Source organism: Acidovorax sp. Root219, assembly GCF_001428665.1.
GTDB lineage: Bacteria > Pseudomonadota > Gammaproteobacteria > Burkholderiales > Burkholderiaceae_C > Acidovorax.
The window spans coordinates 71,603-85,717 of record NZ_LMIJ01000046.1 but is presented as its reverse complement, the minus strand read 5'-3'; the positions used below and the strand labels follow the sequence as shown (position 1 = coordinate 85,717).

The 14,115-nt window shown below is 66.6% G+C and carries 11 protein-coding genes and 1 other RNA gene; 4 read left to right on the top strand and 8 right to left on the bottom strand.

The genetic code is table 11. The annotated features are described in order from the left end of the window. Positions 1 to 11: 11 nt before the first annotated feature. From ASE28_RS28880 to gyrA, 5 genes are all read right to left on the bottom strand, one after another. Positions 12 to 2,063: a bifunctional 3-phosphoshikimate 1-carboxyvinyltransferase/cytidylate kinase gene (locus ASE28_RS28880; protein ID WP_057269519.1), complete on the bottom strand. Its 2,052-nt coding sequence runs from the start codon at positions 2,061 to 2,063 to the stop codon at positions 12 to 14. Then, on the bottom strand, positions 2,063 to 2,947 hold the full coding sequence (locus ASE28_RS28875) for a prephenate dehydrogenase (protein ID WP_057205909.1): 885 nt from the start codon (positions 2,945 to 2,947) through the stop codon (positions 2,063 to 2,065). Before ASE28_RS28875 ends, ASE28_RS28880 begins: the two co-directional genes overlap by 1 nt. A 99-nt stretch (positions 2,948 to 3,046) precedes the next feature. Beyond that, the gene (gene pheA / locus ASE28_RS28870) at positions 3,047 to 4,144 is read right to left on the bottom strand and encodes a prephenate dehydratase (RefSeq protein ID WP_057205911.1); all 1,098 of its coding nucleotides are present in this window, start codon (positions 4,142 to 4,144) and stop codon (positions 3,047 to 3,049) included. Positions 4,145 to 4,196: 52 nt separating this feature from the next. Continuing rightward, the gene (gene serC, locus ASE28_RS28865; RefSeq protein WP_057205913.1) at positions 4,197 to 5,306 is read right to left on the bottom strand and encodes a 3-phosphoserine/phosphohydroxythreonine transaminase; all 1,110 of its coding nucleotides are present in this window, start codon (positions 5,304 to 5,306) and stop codon (positions 4,197 to 4,199) included. A 145-nt stretch (positions 5,307 to 5,451) separates the two neighbouring features. Then, positions 5,452 to 8,124 (bottom strand): DNA gyrase subunit A, encoded by a 2,673-nt coding sequence (gene gyrA, locus ASE28_RS28860; RefSeq protein WP_057269518.1) that lies wholly within the window; start codon positions 8,122 to 8,124, stop codon positions 5,452 to 5,454. A 222-nt stretch (positions 8,125 to 8,346) separates the two neighbouring features. Between gyrA and ompA the strand changes: the two genes are divergently transcribed. The 4 genes from ompA to ssrA all read left to right on the top strand — a co-directional run bounded on the left by ompA (position 8,347) and on the right by ssrA (position 11,032). Continuing rightward, on the top strand, positions 8,347 to 8,991 hold the full coding sequence (gene ompA, locus ASE28_RS33465) for an outer membrane protein OmpA (protein WP_057205917.1): 645 nt from the start codon (positions 8,347 to 8,349) through the stop codon (positions 8,989 to 8,991). 204 nt (positions 8,992 to 9,195) lie between these two features. Then, positions 9,196 to 9,921: a bifunctional 2-polyprenyl-6-hydroxyphenol methylase/3-demethylubiquinol 3-O-methyltransferase UbiG gene (gene ubiG, locus ASE28_RS28850; RefSeq protein ID WP_057269666.1), complete on the top strand. Its 726-nt coding sequence runs from the start codon at positions 9,196 to 9,198 to the stop codon at positions 9,919 to 9,921. A gap of 46 nt (positions 9,922 to 9,967) precedes the next feature. Beyond that, positions 9,968 to 10,633 (top strand): phosphoglycolate phosphatase, encoded by a 666-nt coding sequence (gene gph, locus ASE28_RS28845; RefSeq protein WP_057269665.1) that lies wholly within the window; start codon positions 9,968 to 9,970, stop codon positions 10,631 to 10,633. A gap of 12 nt (positions 10,634 to 10,645) precedes the next feature. Further along, positions 10,646 to 11,032, top strand: a transfer-messenger RNA (tmRNA) gene (gene ssrA, locus ASE28_RS31715). A gap of 96 nt (positions 11,033 to 11,128) precedes the next feature. Here the strand turns inward: ssrA and ASE28_RS28840 are convergent. The 3 genes from ASE28_RS28840 to ASE28_RS28830 are packed head-to-tail and all read right to left on the bottom strand — an operon-like array spanning position 11,129 to position 12,927. Then, positions 11,129 to 11,635 (bottom strand): DUF2127 domain-containing protein, encoded by a 507-nt coding sequence (locus tag ASE28_RS28840; protein WP_235516244.1) that lies wholly within the window; start codon positions 11,633 to 11,635, stop codon positions 11,129 to 11,131. Between the two features lie 48 nt (positions 11,636 to 11,683). Beyond that, positions 11,684 to 12,280: a DUF2894 domain-containing protein gene (locus tag ASE28_RS28835; RefSeq protein WP_057269516.1), complete on the bottom strand. Its 597-nt coding sequence runs from the start codon at positions 12,278 to 12,280 to the stop codon at positions 11,684 to 11,686. After that, a complete protein-coding gene (locus ASE28_RS28830) occupies positions 12,277 to 12,927 on the bottom strand; it encodes an OmpA family protein (RefSeq protein WP_057269515.1) in 651 nt (216 codons plus the stop codon). The genes ASE28_RS28835 and ASE28_RS28830 overlap by 4 nt, the downstream gene beginning before the upstream one ends. Positions 12,928 to 14,115: the final 1,188 nt, after the last annotated feature.

The following is a 14,115-nucleotide window of genomic DNA, read 5'->3' as shown; positions in this document are numbered from 1 at the left end:
GGCCCTGCCAGTCAGCCCTGCGCGGCCGGGGCTGCGAAAGGCTGCCGCTCCTGCCACCAGACAAGTACCTGATCGACGGCTTCATCAATCGTCAATTCGGAGTTGTCCAGCACCAGGGCGTCCTGCGCGGGCTTCAAGGGGGCGACGCTGCGGGAACTGTCCCGCGCATCGCGCGCCTCTAGGTCTGCACGAAGGTCGGCTATGTTAGCTGAAAATCCCTTTGAAATCAACTGCTTATACCGGCGCTCCGCGCGGCACGCGGCGCTGGCCGTCAAATACACCTTGAGCGGGGCTTCGGGGAAGATCACCGTGCCCATGTCGCGGCCGTCCGCCACCAGGCCCGGCAGGCGCCGAAAGCTGTGCTGCAGGTCCACCAGGGCCTCGCGCACGGCGGGCAGGGACGATACGCGGGAGGCGTTCATGCCCGCCTCTTCGGTGCGGATATCGTCGGTGACGTCGTCCTGGCCGAGCAGCACGCGCCCGCCCTCGAAGTGCACGGGCAGGGTCTTGGCCATGTCGGCAATGCGGGTTTCGTGCGCCGCGTCGATGGCCAGGCCCTGGCGGATGGCCGCCAGCGCCGTGATGCGGTACATGGCACCCGAGTCTAGGAAGCGGTAGCCCAGGCGCTGGGCCACGGCCGCCGCCACGGTGCCCTTGCCCGACGCAGTGGGGCCGTCGATGCAGATCACCGGGGTGCGCTCGGTGGCGGCATGCGCCACCGAAAACAGTGCCTCGAAGTAGTCCGGGAAGGTCTTGGCCACGCACCTGGGGTCTTCGATGCGCACCGGCAACCTGGCCGGATTGAACGCCGCGAGCGAGAAGCACATGGCCACGCGGTGGTCGTCGTAGGTGTGGATGCTGGCGGCCTTCCAGTCGGCCAACTGCGCGGGCGGGGTCACGCGGATGAAATCGGCGCCTTCTTCCACCGAGGCGCCGAGCTTGCGCAGCTCGGTGGCCATGGCGGCGATGCGGTCGGTTTCCTTCACGCGCCAGCTGGCGATGTTGGTCAGCGTGGTGGTGCCCTCTGCGTACAGTGCCATCACCGCCAATGTCATGGCCGCGTCGGGAATGTGGTTGCAATCGAGGTCGATGGCTTGGAGCGGCCAGCCCTCGCCGGGCTCACCCCGGCGGATGTGCAGCCAGTTGGCGCCGCCGGTGACGTGCGCGCCCATGGCGCGCGCGGCCTCCACAAAGCGGATGTCGCCCTGAATGGAGTCGAGTCCCACGCCATGGATGCGGATGCCTTCGGGCAGGCCTTCGTGTCCCGCGGCAATGGCGCCCAGCGCGATGAAGTAGCTGGCCGAGGAGGCGTCGGCCTCCACATGGATGTCGCCAGGCGAGCGGTACTGGCTGCCAGCGGCAATGGTGAAGCGCTGCCAGTCCTGGTGCGTGACCTCGATGCCGAATCGGGTCAGCAGCTGCAGCGTGATGGCGATGTAGGGCTTGGAGATCAGCTCGCCCACCACGTCGATCACGATGTCCTGGGTGCGCGCCGCCAGCGGCAGCGCCATCAGCAGGGCGGTGAGGAACTGGCTGGACACGTCGCCGCGCACGCGGATGGGCGCGGCCAGCGCCAGGGCCGGTACACCCTGGCCGTGCGCAATGCGCAGCGGCGGGTAGCCATCATTGCCCAGGTAGTCGATCTGGCAACCGAGCTGGCGCAGCGCATCGACCAGGTCGCCGATGGGGCGCTCGTGCATGCGCGGCACGCCCGATAGCTCGAACTCGCCGCCCAGCAGCGACAGCGCAGCGGTGAGCGGGCGCATGGCCGTGCCGGCATTGCCCATGAAGAGTTGGGCGGGTGAGCGGGGTGTGGCGCCGCCCAGGCCGGTGATGCGCACGGTGTTGCTGCCGTCCTCGTCCACCGTGCAGCCGATCTGGCGCAGGGCATCGAGCATGACGCGCGTGTCGTCCGAGGCCAGCAGGTCGTGCACGGTGGTGGTGCCTGCGCTCAGTGCGGCCAGCAGCAGCACGCGGTTGGAGATGCTCTTGGAGCCGGGCAGGTGGACTTCGCCGCCTGCCGCGTCCAGGGCCGGCAGGTCGAGATAGGGCGTGCTGAACATCAGCGCCCCTTGCTCGTGCGCTGCGCGCCCATGCGCCAGTGCGCGCGGGTCTCGCTGGCCAGGGTGATCATGTCTTCCAGAGCCTGTGCGTCGCCCTTCTGCATGGCCTGCTCGATGTTCTGCAGGGTCTGCTGGAACAGCCGCGACTGGGCCAGCAATTCCTCGCGGTTGGACAGCAGGATGTCGCGCCAGACCTTGGGGTCGCTGGCGGCAATGCGCGTGAAATCGCGAAAACCGGGGCCGGCCAGCGACAGGAAGTCGTCACCATCGTTCTGGCCCGTGATGCTGTTCATCATGGCAAAGGCCAGCAGGTGGGGCAGGTGGCTCACGGCGGCAAAGGCCGCGTCGTGCGATTCGGGCGACATGCTGCTCACGCGGCAGCCCAGCGCAGTCCACACGGTCTCGGCCTGGCTGAGCTGGGTGGTCAGCGTTTTCTCGGTAGGGGTCAGGATGACCTGGCGGCCGGTGTACAACTCGGCATCGGCATGCTCCACGCCCGCGACCTCGCGGCCCGTGATGGGGTGGGCGGGCACGAACGAGCCCACCTGGTCGCGCAGCGCGCGGCGTGCGGCCTGCACCACGTCGGCCTTGGTGGAGCCCACGTCCATGATCAGCATGTTGGGCGTGACCAGGTGCTTGATGGCCTTGAGCGTGGCTTCGGTGGCGGAGACGGGCACGGCCACCAGCACGATGTCGGCGCCGGCCACGGCCAGCAGGGCCGAGGGGGCCTCCACGTCGATCACGCCCATCTGGCGCGCACGGTCGGTGGTGGAGGGCGACTTGCTGTAGCCGACCACGCGCTTGACCAGGCCGGCCTTTTTCATCGCCAGGGCGAAGGAGCCGCCCATGAGGCCGCAGCCGATGAGTCCCAATTGTTCAAACATGGTGCGATTCCGGCATGTATCGGTGCGGGGCTGTTCCCCGCGAGAGCGCAGCCGTCCCCAGGGGGGCGGTGGCCAGGCATCGGGCGGTGCGCGCTGGCGTCATGGCGCGACCGGGTAGGTGCCCAGCACCTTGTAGAAGGCGCACAGGCTGCGCAGCTCTTCGAGCGCGCGCGCCAGGTGGGGCTGGGCGGGGTGGCCGTCCAGGTCGATATAGAAGTAATACTCCCACTGGCCGGTGCGCGCGGGGCGCGATTCGAAGCGCGTCATGGACACGCCGTGGGTCTTGAGCGGCACCAGCAGGTCGTGCACGGCGCCGGGCCGGTTGGGCACCGAGACCACCAGGCTGGTGCAGTCCTTGCCCGAGGGAGGGGGCGTCTGCAGCGTGTGCGGCAGGCAGATGATGGCAAATCGCGTGCGGTTGTAGGCATCGTCCTGGATGGCATGCGAGACGATGTGCAGGCCGAACTGGGTGGCAGCGCGTTCGCTCGACAGCGCGGCCCAGGCAGGGTTGGTCGTGGCCAGCCGGGCGCCTTCGGCATTGCTCGACACCGGGCGGCGCTCGGCATGCGGCAGGTGCTTGGACAGCCAGGCCTGGCACTGCGCCAGGGCCTGGGGGTGGGCCAGCACCGCCTCGATGCCGTCCAGCGAATTGCTGGTGCGCAGCAGGTTGTGGCGCACCAGCAGGCTGACCTCGCCCACCACATGGGTGGGGGTGTGCAGGAACAGGTCGAGCGAGCGCGTGACCACGCCTTCGGTGGAGTTCTCCACGCCCACCACGCCGTACTGGGCGCTGCCTGCGGCCGTGGCGTGGAACACTTCGTCGAAGTTGGCGCAGTACATCAGGTCGGCCGCACCACCGAAGAACTCGATGGCCGCCTGCTCGCAGAAGGTGCCCTCGGGGCCGAGCACGGCCACGCGCTGGGGCGATTCGAGCGCCAGGCAGGCCGACATGATCTCGCGCCAGATGGCGGCCACGTGCGGGCCCTTGAGCGGGCCCGGGTTGGCGGTCTGGATCTTGTCGATGACCTGGGCCACGCGGTCGGGGCGAAAGAACGGCGTGCCCTCGCGCTTCTTGACCTCGCCGACCTGTTCGGCCACCAGGGCCCTCTGGTTGAGCAGCGTGAGCAATTGCTGGTCGATGGAGTCGATCTGCACGCGCAGGCTGGCGAGATCAGGGGAGGCTTGCGGTTGGGTCATGTAAGAGGCAACTTTTCGGGCTGGCGTCCGGATGAGAGGGAGGGGTAGGGGCTCAGGCGCGCTTTTGTTCAAATTCTCGCATGTAGTCCACCAACGCCTGTACACCGGCCAATGGCATGGCGTTGTAGACGCTGGCGCGCATGCCGCCCACGGACTTGTGGCCCTTGAGTTGCAGCAGGCCGCGCTCGCGCGCGCCGGCCAGGAAGGCATCGTTGCGCGACTCGTCACGCAGGAAGAAGGGGATGTTCATGCGCGAGCGGCAGTTGGCGGCCACCTTGTTCACATAAAGCTGCGAGGCGTCGATGGCGTTGTAGAGCAGCTCGGCCTTGGCGATGTTGCGCTGCTCCATGGCGGCCACGCCGGTCAGCTCGCCTTCGCGCTGGCGCAGCAGCCACTGGAAGGTCAGGCCCGCCACGTAGATGCCCCAGGTGGGCGGGGTGTTGTACATGGACTCGTTGTCCGCCACGGTCTTGTAGTCGAAGGCGCTCGGGCAGGCGGGCAAGGCGTGTCCCAGCAGGTCTTCGCGTACCACCACCAGGGTCAGGCCGGCAGGGCCCAGGTTCTTCTGCGCGCCGCCGAAGGCCAGGCCCACGCGCGACCAGTCGACGCCGCGCGAAGCCACGTGCGACGAGAAGTCGATGACCAGAGGGGCATCCGAGCCCAGGGCCTTGAGGTCGGGCAGCTCGTGGAACTCGATGCCGTTGATGGTCTCGTTGCTGCAGATGTGCAGGTAGCTGGCGCCGCGGCTCAGGTTCCAGGTGGCCGGGTCGGGCAGGGTCGTGAAGTCGCTGTCCTGGCTGCTGGCGGCGATGTTGACCTCGGAGGCGTACTTGCGCGCCTCTTTCTGCGACTTCTGGCTCCAGCTGCCGGTGACCACGAAGTCCACTGCGGCGGCGCGCGAGAGGTTCAGCGGCACGATGGCGTTCTCGGCCAGGCCGCCGCCCTGCATGAACAGGATCTTGAAGTTCGCCGGCACGGCCAGCAGCGTGCGCAGGTCGGCCTCGGCCTGCTGGTAGATGGACAGAAACTCCTTGCCGCGGTGGCTCATCTCCATCACGCCCATGCCGCTGCCATGCCAGTCCAGCATTTCGGAGGCGGCTTGCTGCAGCACTTCGGCGGGGATGGCGGCGGGGCCGGCGGAGAAGTTGTAGGGGCGGTTCATCTGAAAACGAAAAATAAGACTGTCGTTCGATGGGCCTGGCGGCTTGCTGCCCGCTGTGGCCCGCACTGCTGTTGCCTGCTGCCCGATGGGTAGGGCCTGCGGCACCCGGCGCCCCGGTGTGCCGCAGCCTGCAAGCGGTTCGTCGTCAGGACTCGGGAGTGCCGTCGGCGCCTGGCGCCGCATCGCCTTCGGTGCCAGCGCCACCCTCATCCGAACCCTCGGGATCGATCACGTTGGCGTCGTTCTCCACGATGCGCTGCAGGCCGCTGAGCTGGGAGCCTTCGTCCATGGCGATCAGAGTCACGCCCTGCGTGGCCCGGCCCAGTTCCCGGATCTCGGAGACACGAGTGCGCACCAGCACGCCCTTGTCGGTGATCAGCATGATCTCGTCGTCGGCATGCACCAGGGTGGCGGCCACGACCTTGCCGTTGCGCTCGCTCTGCTGGATGGCGATCATCCCCTTGGTGCCTCGGCCATGGCGCGTGTACTCGACGATGCTGGTGCGCTTGCCGTAGCCGTTCTCGGTGGCGGTGAGCACGCTTTGCGTTTCGTCCTCGGCCACGAGCATGGCGATCACGCTCTGGCCGTCTTCCAGCGTCATGCCGCGCACGCCGCGGGCCTGGCGGCCCAGCGGGCGCACGTCGTTCTCGTCGAAGCGCACGGCCTTGCCGCCGTCGCTGAACAGCATCACGTCGTGCTGGCCATCGGTGAGTGCGGCGCCGATCAGGTAGTCGCCGTCATCGAGGTTGACGGCAATGATGCCGCCCTTGCGCGGGTTGCTGAATTCGTCGAGCGCCGTCTTCTTCACGGTGCCCATGCTGGTCGACATGAACACGTAGCGGTCGGCCGGGAAGGTGCGCATGTCACCCGTGAGCGCCAGCACCACGTTGATTTTTTCGCCCTCTTGCAGCGGGAACATGTTCACGATGGGGCGGCCGCGCGAGCCGCGCGAGCCCGCAGGCACTTCCCAAACCTTGAGCCAGTACAGCCGGCCGCGGTTGGAGAAGCACAGGATGTAGTCGTGCGTGTTGGCGATGAAGAGCTGGTCGATCCAGTCGTCTTCCTTCGTCGCCGTGGCCTGCTTGCCGCGCCCGCCGCGCTTTTGCGAGCGGTACTCGGACAGCGGCTGGCTCTTGATGTAGCCCGTGTGGCTGAGCGTCACCACCATGTCGGTGGGGGTGATCAGGTCCTCGGTGGAGAGATCCTGCGCGCTGTACTCGACGATGCTGCGGCGTGCGCCCAGCTTGTTCTGGCCGAACTCCGTCTTGATGGAGGTGAGCTCTTCGCCAATGATGGTCGAGACGCGCTCGGGCTTGGCCAGGATGTCCAGCAGGTCTTCGATGACCGACATGACTTCCTTGTATTCGGCAACGATCTTGTCCTGCTCCAGGCCGGTGAGGCGCTGCAGGCGCATCTGCAGGATTTCCTGGGCCTGCGTTTCCGACAGGCGGTACAGGCCGTCCTGGCCCATGCCGAATTCCTTCTCCAGCGAGTCGGGGCGGTAGTCGTCGGCACTGATCACGCCGCCGTCGGCACGCGTGCGGGTGAGCATCTCGCGCACCAGCTTGCTGTCCCAGGGGCGGGCCATCAGCTCGGCCTTGGCCACCGGCGGGGTGGGGGCGTTGCGGATGATGGCGATGAAGTCGTCGATGTTGGCCAGCGCCACGGCCAGGCCTTCGAGCACGTGGCCGCGGTCGCGCGCCTTGCGCAGCTCGAACACCGTGCGGCGGGTGACCACCTCGCGGCGGTGCTGCAAAAAGACGCTGATCAGGTCGCGCAGGTTGCACAGGCGGGGCTGGCCGTCGATCAGCGCCACCATGTTCATGCCAAAGGTGTCCTGCAGCTGCGTCTGCTTGTACAGGTTGTTGAGCACCACCTCGGGCACTTCGCCGCGCTTGAGTTCGATCACCAGGCGCATGCCCGACTTGTCGGACTCGTCCTGGATGTGGCTGATGCCCTCGATCTTCTTCTCGTGCACCAGCTCGGCCATGCGCTCCTGCAGCGTCTTCTTGTTGACCTGGTAGGGCAGCTCGTCGACGATGATCGCCTGGCGCTGGCCACGGTCGATGTCCTCGAAGTGGCACTTGGCGCGCATCACCACCTTGCCGCGGCCGGTGCGGTAGCCATCCTTCACGCCGTTGATGCCGTAGATGATGCCGGCCGTGGGGAAGTCGGGCGCGGGGATGATCTCCATCAGATCATCGACGGTGGCATCGGGGTTGCGCAGCATGTGCAGGCAGCCATCGACCACTTCGTTCAGGTTGTGCGGCGGGATGTTGGTGGCCATGCCCACCGCGATGCCCGACGAACCATTGACCAGCAGGTTGGGCAGCTTGCTGGGCAGCACGATCGGCTCTGTCAGGCTGCCGTCGTAGTTCGGTCCGAAATCGACAGTCTCCTTGTCGATGTCGGCCAGCATTTCGTGGGCAATCTTGTCCAGGCGGATTTCGGTGTACCGCATGGCTGCGGCGTTGTCGCCATCGACCGAACCGAAATTGCCCTGGCCATCGATCAGCGGGTGGCGCAGGCTGAACGGCTGGGCCATGCGCACGATGGTGTCGTAGATGGCCGAGTCACCGTGCGGGTGGTACTTACCCATCGTCTCGCCGACCGCCTGGGCACTCTTGCGGTACTTGCTGTTGTAGTTGTTGCCCATCTCGTGCATGGCATACAGCACGCGCCGGTGTACGGGCTTCAGTCCATCGCGCGCATCGGGCAGGGCCCGGCCCACGATCACGCTCATCGCGTAGTCGAGGTAACTGCGCCGCATCTCCTCTTCGAGGCTGATGGGCAGGGTTTCTTTGGCAAACTGGGTCATAGGACGGCGGTGGCGGCGAAGGAGAATCATTTTAGAGGGGAAAGCGTGTCGCGCTCCCGCAACATATCGTCGCAATTACGGTTTTGTCCTACGGGCCCCAATGCGGTGCGGGCGCTTTTGCCTAGTTACGTATGGCACAATCGTTTGAACGCTTTGGGTGATGGTCACCTCAAGCGTCCTGATTCGCAGCGAGGCTGCGGCTTTTTCCCCAAGAGGAGAACCATGAAGAAACTGAACAAAGTGGCGATGTTGTTTGCCTCTGCAGCGCTCGCAACCGCCGCTGGCGCCCAAACCGTTGACAACTGGAGAGATGCTTCTGGCCAACTGGTCTGGAAGAACGGCACCAACGAATACTGCTGGCGCAATGCCAACTGGACGCCGGCTACCGCTGCTCCAGGCTGCGATGGCGCCATCGTGGCTCCAGCTCCCGCACCTGCTGCTGCTCCAGCTCCTGGCGCTGCTCCAGCACCTGCCGCTGCTGCACCTACGCCTGCTGCTCCCGCAGTCATGGCCAGCAAGGTGACCTACGCTGCCGACGCATTCTTCGACTTCGACAAGTCGGTGCTGAAGGCAGAAGGCAAGGCCAAGCTGGACGACCTGGTCTCCAAGGTCAAGGGCATCAACCTGGAAGTCATCATCGCTGTGGGTCACACCGACTCCGTGGGCTCCGATGCTTACAACCAGAAGCTGTCGGTCCGCCGTTCCGAAGCCGTCAAGGCTTACCTGGTGTCCAAGGGCATCGAAAAGAACCGCGTGTACACCGAAGGCAAGGGCGAAAAGCAACCAGTGGCTGACAACAAGACCGCTGAAGGCCGCGCCAAGAACCGCCGCGTGGAAATCGAAGTGGTTGGCACCCGCGCTCAGTAATCTTTCGATTGCTCCGCACAAGAAAGCCCCGGCAACGGGGCTTTTTTTCGTCTGGACCTTTTCGAATTTTGTACTGGTACAAAGTGCCCTGGGGTGAATCCATGGCACGTTGCACATATATATAGACGCGGTCCGAAAACTCTCTGGAGCCCGGCTTTAGGCGCGAAGTCATTGCGGCGGCCATCATCGTTGACAATGCACACCATGAGCGAAGAAACGACCACCATCCCCCTCAACGCCGACCCGGCCGAACTGGCCAAGTTTTCTGCACTGGCCCACCGCTGGTGGGACCCGGAGAGCGAGTTCCGCCCGCTGCACCAGATCAACCCCCTGCGCCTGGACTGGATCCACGCCCTGTGCGGGCTGGGCGGCAAGCGCGTGCTCGATGTGGGCTGCGGCGGCGGCATCCTGGCCGACTCCATGGCCCGCAAGGGGGCCGACGTGACGGGCATCGACCTGGCCAGCAAGGCCCTGCGCGTGGCCCAATTGCATGCACTCGAAGCCGGCACCAAAGAGGTGCAGTACCGCGAAATCAGCGTGGAGGCGCTCGCTGCGGAGCAACCCGCCAGCTTCGACGTGGTGACCTGCATGGAAATGCTGGAGCACGTACCCGACCCGGCATCCGTCGTCAAGGCCTGTTCCGAACTCGTCAAGCCCGGCGGCTGGGTGTTCTTCTCCACCATCCACCGCAATGCCAAGGCCTTCATGCTGGCCATCGTCGGGGCCGAGTACGTGCTCAACATGCTGCCGCGCGGCACGCACGAGTACGCCAAGATGATCCGCCCGAGCGAACTGGCCTCGCATTGCCGTGCTGCCGGCCTGGACGTGCAGCAGACCCGCGGGCTGGAGTACAACCCGATCACCAAGCGTTACTGGCTCAGTGCAGACACCAGTGTGAACTACATGTTCGCTACACAGCGCCCCGCTTGATTCGACCTGACAACCCTTGCCTGTGACGACTCCCCCTGTGACACCCATCTTCCACAACATCCGCGCCGTGCTGTTCGATCTGGACGGTACCCTGATCGACAGCGCCCCCGACCTGGCTGCTGCCGCCGACAAGATGCGCACCGACCGGGGTCTGGAATCCTTGCCTTTGGCGCGCTACCGCCCCATGGCCGGTGCCGGTGCGCGCGGCATGCTGGGCGAGGCCTTCGGGCTCAAGCCCGAGGATGCGGGGTTTGCCGCCCTGCGCGAGGAGTTCTTTGCCAACTACGAAGCGCGCATGACGGTGCTCACCGAGGTGTTTGACGGCGTGCCGGCATTGATCCAGGCGCTGCAGGCCCGGGGCCTGGCCTGGGGTGTGGTGACCAACAAGGCCATGCGCTTCACCGACCCGCTCACGCGCGCCATGCCGCTGTTTTCCAGCGCGGGTGCCGTGGTCAGCGGCGACACCACACCGCACGCCAAGCCGCACCCGGCCCCACTGCTGGAGGCGGCCGCCCGCTTGAAAATCGATGCCAGCCAATGCATCTACGTAGGCGATGACGAGCGCGACATCGTGGCGGGCCTGGCCGCCGGCATGGGCACGGTCGCAGCTACCTATGGCTACTTGGGCTCCGCGCAGGCCCCGCATGCCTGGGGCGCACACGCTGCAATTAAATCTCCCTCCGAGCTCTTGCAACTGCTGGGACAGGCCTAAAATAGGAAGTCTGGGGCTGTCCTGGTTTCGACGTGGGTTCGGAGCCGGTGTGGTGCATGTCGAGCTTGATTCACGCTCGTAAATCTCGATTTAACAAACTAACTGCAAACGACGAACGTTTCGCACTCGCTGCTTAATTGCCAGTGAGCCTTGCAACAGTTGGCCGATGGGCTGGGCAAGGGGGTTCTGAGCAATCAGAGCCTCCCGGCTGCAAGGATAATTACATGGGCTGGCTCCGATCCGGGTACCTTGGATTGGGGCGAGACTTAAGGGTACTGGCGGCCTGTGTAGCGTGCGACTGCGCGACACAGGTGGCGAGACTCAAATCAGACCGCTAAACATGTAGATCTGCCCGGTGAAGGCTTGCGGACGCGGGTTCAATTCCCGCCAGCTCCACCACCTATCGACCAAAGGCGCTCATCCTGATCGGATGAGCGCCTTTTTTCTTGGCCATTGCCTGCAAGTTCGTGCCATTTGGCGCGGATTGGTGCACGATCACCCCTGCCGGCGCCGCCACAGCTGTTGCCCCAGGAATCCCACGACCGCCATGTTGGCCAGCGCCACGGCGGCCGATGCCACGCTCGGGTGGTGCGCGAAGTGCCACAGCTCGAACGGGATGTACAGCGCGCCCGAGAGAGCGCCCAGCCACTCGCCCCACCACCGGTCCTTCCACAGGCCATAGGCTTCGGTAAAGCGCACCAGCACATAGGCCGTCGCGGCCAGCAACAAGGGGCGGAGGTCGGCGCTGAGCAACTGGTCGATGTCGGTGAGGACCATGGCGGGGTAGCGGTCACAGGGCTTGAGGCCAATATGGCCGATGAGCGATGCCACGACGTGGTGCAGGTCGTGGTGCAGCAGGCCCACGAAGCCCAGGCTCGCCGCCAGCGCTGCAAAGCCCTTGAGCGCCTCGAATGCGGCGATGGCGCGCAGTGCCTGGCGATGGGGCGGGGCGCCATCGCGGCGTGCAGGCGGCTGATTCGATGGGGTGGGTCGTCGGTGCATGCCTGCCATCGTAGCTGCGGGCGATGCGCGCGCGCGCTCTCTCTGTATCTATCGCCTGGGCTTGCTGGTGCGTGGGGCCCTGGGCGCCGGGCGCGCCAGATCGGCATTCGTCTGCTCCAGCCAGAGCAGCGCATCCATCTGTGCCATGAACCGGCGCAGGTAGTCCGGCGAAAGGGTGCGCATCAGGCCCAGCGAGCGCAGCATGAGCTTGTGCGAGTTGAGCGGGCCGGCGTTTTCGGGCGCCTTGTGCAGTGCCTGCGTTACCTGCTGCTCGGCGGAGATCTTGGACCAGACCTCGCTGAACTGGCGCACGCTCTTCATCTCCGAGGTGCTGCTGCTTTCGCTGGTGCGTACGTGGTCGGCCTCGGCCTGGGCGCGTGCGGCCAGGTCGCGGTTGAGCTGGGCCAGGGGCGAGTCCGTTGTGCAAGTGGCCAAGGGTGGTGCTGGAGGTGTGGCGGGCGCAGTGCCGGCCCGCGCGGCGTAGTCGGCCACGGCGGCCTGCAGCCGCTGCTGCAGCAGCGCCTGCACGGCGGGCGGCTGCGCCTGCATGCGCCGCGCCAGCGCCTCCAGGTAGTGAAAGCGCGCGGCGTCGTGGCCATCCTTGCCATCCGCCTTCAATGACTCCAGCGTGGGCTGCTCGCTCATGGCGGCTTGGGTTGGGGGGCCTTGGGCACGGGTGCCATCTCCACACGCCGGTTCAGCGCGCGGCCCTTTTCGTCGGCGTTGTCGGCCACGGGCTGCTCAGCGCCGAAGGCGGCGGCGAACACCTGGGAGGAGGGCATGCCCTCTTCGGCCAGGGCGCGCGTCACGGTCAATGCGCGCTGGGCCGAAAGCTCGAGGTTGTCGGCAAAGCGCTGGTTGCCGCCGCTGCGCAGCAGGGTGTTGTCGGTGAAGCCGCTCACCATCAGCATTTCGTCACGCTCGCGCAGGTAAACCAGCAGGGGTTGCACCAGGCTTGTCAGCAACTGGCGGCCTTCGGGCCGCAACTCGGCCGAACCGGCCCCGAACAGCACGCTGCCGCTGATGCCGATGCGGCCGTTGCTCACGGTTACGCGGCCGCTGGCCAGGGGGATGGCCAGGGCTTTCTCCAGGGCCATGCGGCGCTGCTCTTCCATCTGGCGCTTTTCCACCTCCTGCTTGAGGCTGGCCACCAGGTCGATCTGCACCACCAGCACGCCCACCAGGATCAGCACGAAGGCGCCCAGCAGGCCGGCCATCAGGTCACCGAAGACGGCCCAGACCGGGGCGGTCTGTTCGGTGGCGTCGTCCAGGGTGTCGTCGTAGCTGGTCACGCGGCCACTCCCTGCGCCGATGCTGCGGCGGCCGCCTGGCCATGCAGGCGGCGCAGGTCTTCGACGATGCCCTGCTGCGAGGAGATGCTCAGGTCGATCACCTCGCGCGCCTGGGCCACGTAGTAGGCCAGTTGCTCATCGCTGCGGCCCAGGGACTGGCCGATGGCGCTTTCGATGCCCTGCAGGCCCTGCACCAGCTTGTCGTTGCTGGCGGTGAACAGGCCCACGCCATGGCTGAACGACTCGCCCAGGCTGGCCAGCTCCACGGCACTGGCGGCCACATGCACGGCCACCTCGTCGACCTTGCCGGCCTGCGTGCCCAGCGCTTCGATGAACTGCTGGCCGGCCTGTTCCAGCACCTGCGTGGCCGAGCCCACCATCGACTCGATGGCCGCACGCTGCTGCCCTGCGGCCTCGTTCACGGAATGCAGCAGGGCGGAGAGCTGCTCCATCATGGCCGTGCGCTCTTCCAATGCGATGTTGTCGCGCTCGCCCAGGCGCGTCATTTCCTGGCGCAATTGGGTGATGACCTCGGCCGCGGCCTGCGGCACGTCGGAGGCGGTCTGCAGCAGCCGCGTGAGCGGCGCTTCGAGGGCCGAGCCCAGCGTGGCCAGGTGCCCGGCCACGGCGGCCTGCAGGGTGTCCAGGCGGTCCACCGCAGCCTGGCCGCGCGCGGCCTCGTCGTCGCGCAGGGCCGCCAGCTCGGTGCGCCACACGCCGGTGAGTGCGTCCATGCGCTCGCCCTGGGCCTGCTCCCAGCGGGCCTCGGCGTCCACGCGCGTACGCAGCAGCGCGTCGGACTGCTCCATCAGCCGGGCAGTGCTGCCCAGGGTCTGCTGCACCTGGCCGGACATGCGCTCGGTGAGCTGGGCGGCGGTGTCTTCGAGGGTGCGGTACAGGCCCTGCTGCTGCTCCGCGGCCTGGGCGCCTGCGCGCTGCAGCTCTGCGGTGACCGTGCCGGCCATGCCTTCCATGGAGCGGCTCCAGGTCTCCAGGCGCTGCTGGTCTGCCTGCACCTGGGCCGTGTGGGATTGGGCGACCGTGTCCTGCAGCGATGCCAGCAGGGCGTTGGCGCGCTGCTCGAAGGACTGCGTGGCCGCCTGCAGCGCGCGGTCGAGCTGCGTGGCCGTGCCTTCCAGGGCCTGGCCCACGGCGCGCTGCTGTTCCACCGTCTGGGCGCCTGCGCGC

What these genes read in the sequence shown, in the direction of transcription:
- ASE28_RS28880 (WP_057269519.1), bottom strand. Translation starts at nt 2,063, where the DNA reads ATGTTCAGCACGCCCTATCTCGACCTGCCGGCCCTGGACGCGGCAGGC.
- ASE28_RS28875 (WP_057205909.1), bottom strand. Translation starts at nt 2,947, where the DNA reads ATGTTTGAACAATTGGGACTCATCGGCTGCGGCCTCATGGGCGGCTCC.
- pheA (WP_057205911.1), bottom strand. Translation starts at nt 4,144, where the DNA reads ATGACCCAACCGCAAGCCTCCCCTGATCTCGCCAGCCTGCGCGTGCAG.
- serC (WP_057205913.1), bottom strand. Translation starts at nt 5,306, where the DNA reads ATGAACCGCCCCTACAACTTCTCCGCCGGCCCCGCCGCCATCCCCGCC.
- gyrA (WP_057269518.1), bottom strand. Translation starts at nt 8,124, where the DNA reads ATGACCCAGTTTGCCAAAGAAACCCTGCCCATCAGCCTCGAAGAGGAG.
- ompA (WP_057205917.1), top strand. Translation starts at nt 8,347, where the DNA reads ATGAAGAAACTGAACAAAGTGGCGATGTTGTTTGCCTCTGCAGCGCTC.
- ubiG (WP_057269666.1), top strand. Translation starts at nt 9,196, where the DNA reads ATGAGCGAAGAAACGACCACCATCCCCCTCAACGCCGACCCGGCCGAA.
- ASE28_RS28840 (WP_235516244.1), bottom strand. Translation starts at nt 11,635, where the DNA reads ATGCACCGACGACCCACCCCATCGAATCAGCCGCCTGCACGCCGCGAT.
- ASE28_RS28835 (WP_057269516.1), bottom strand. Translation starts at nt 12,280, where the DNA reads ATGAGCGAGCAGCCCACGCTGGAGTCATTGAAGGCGGATGGCAAGGAT.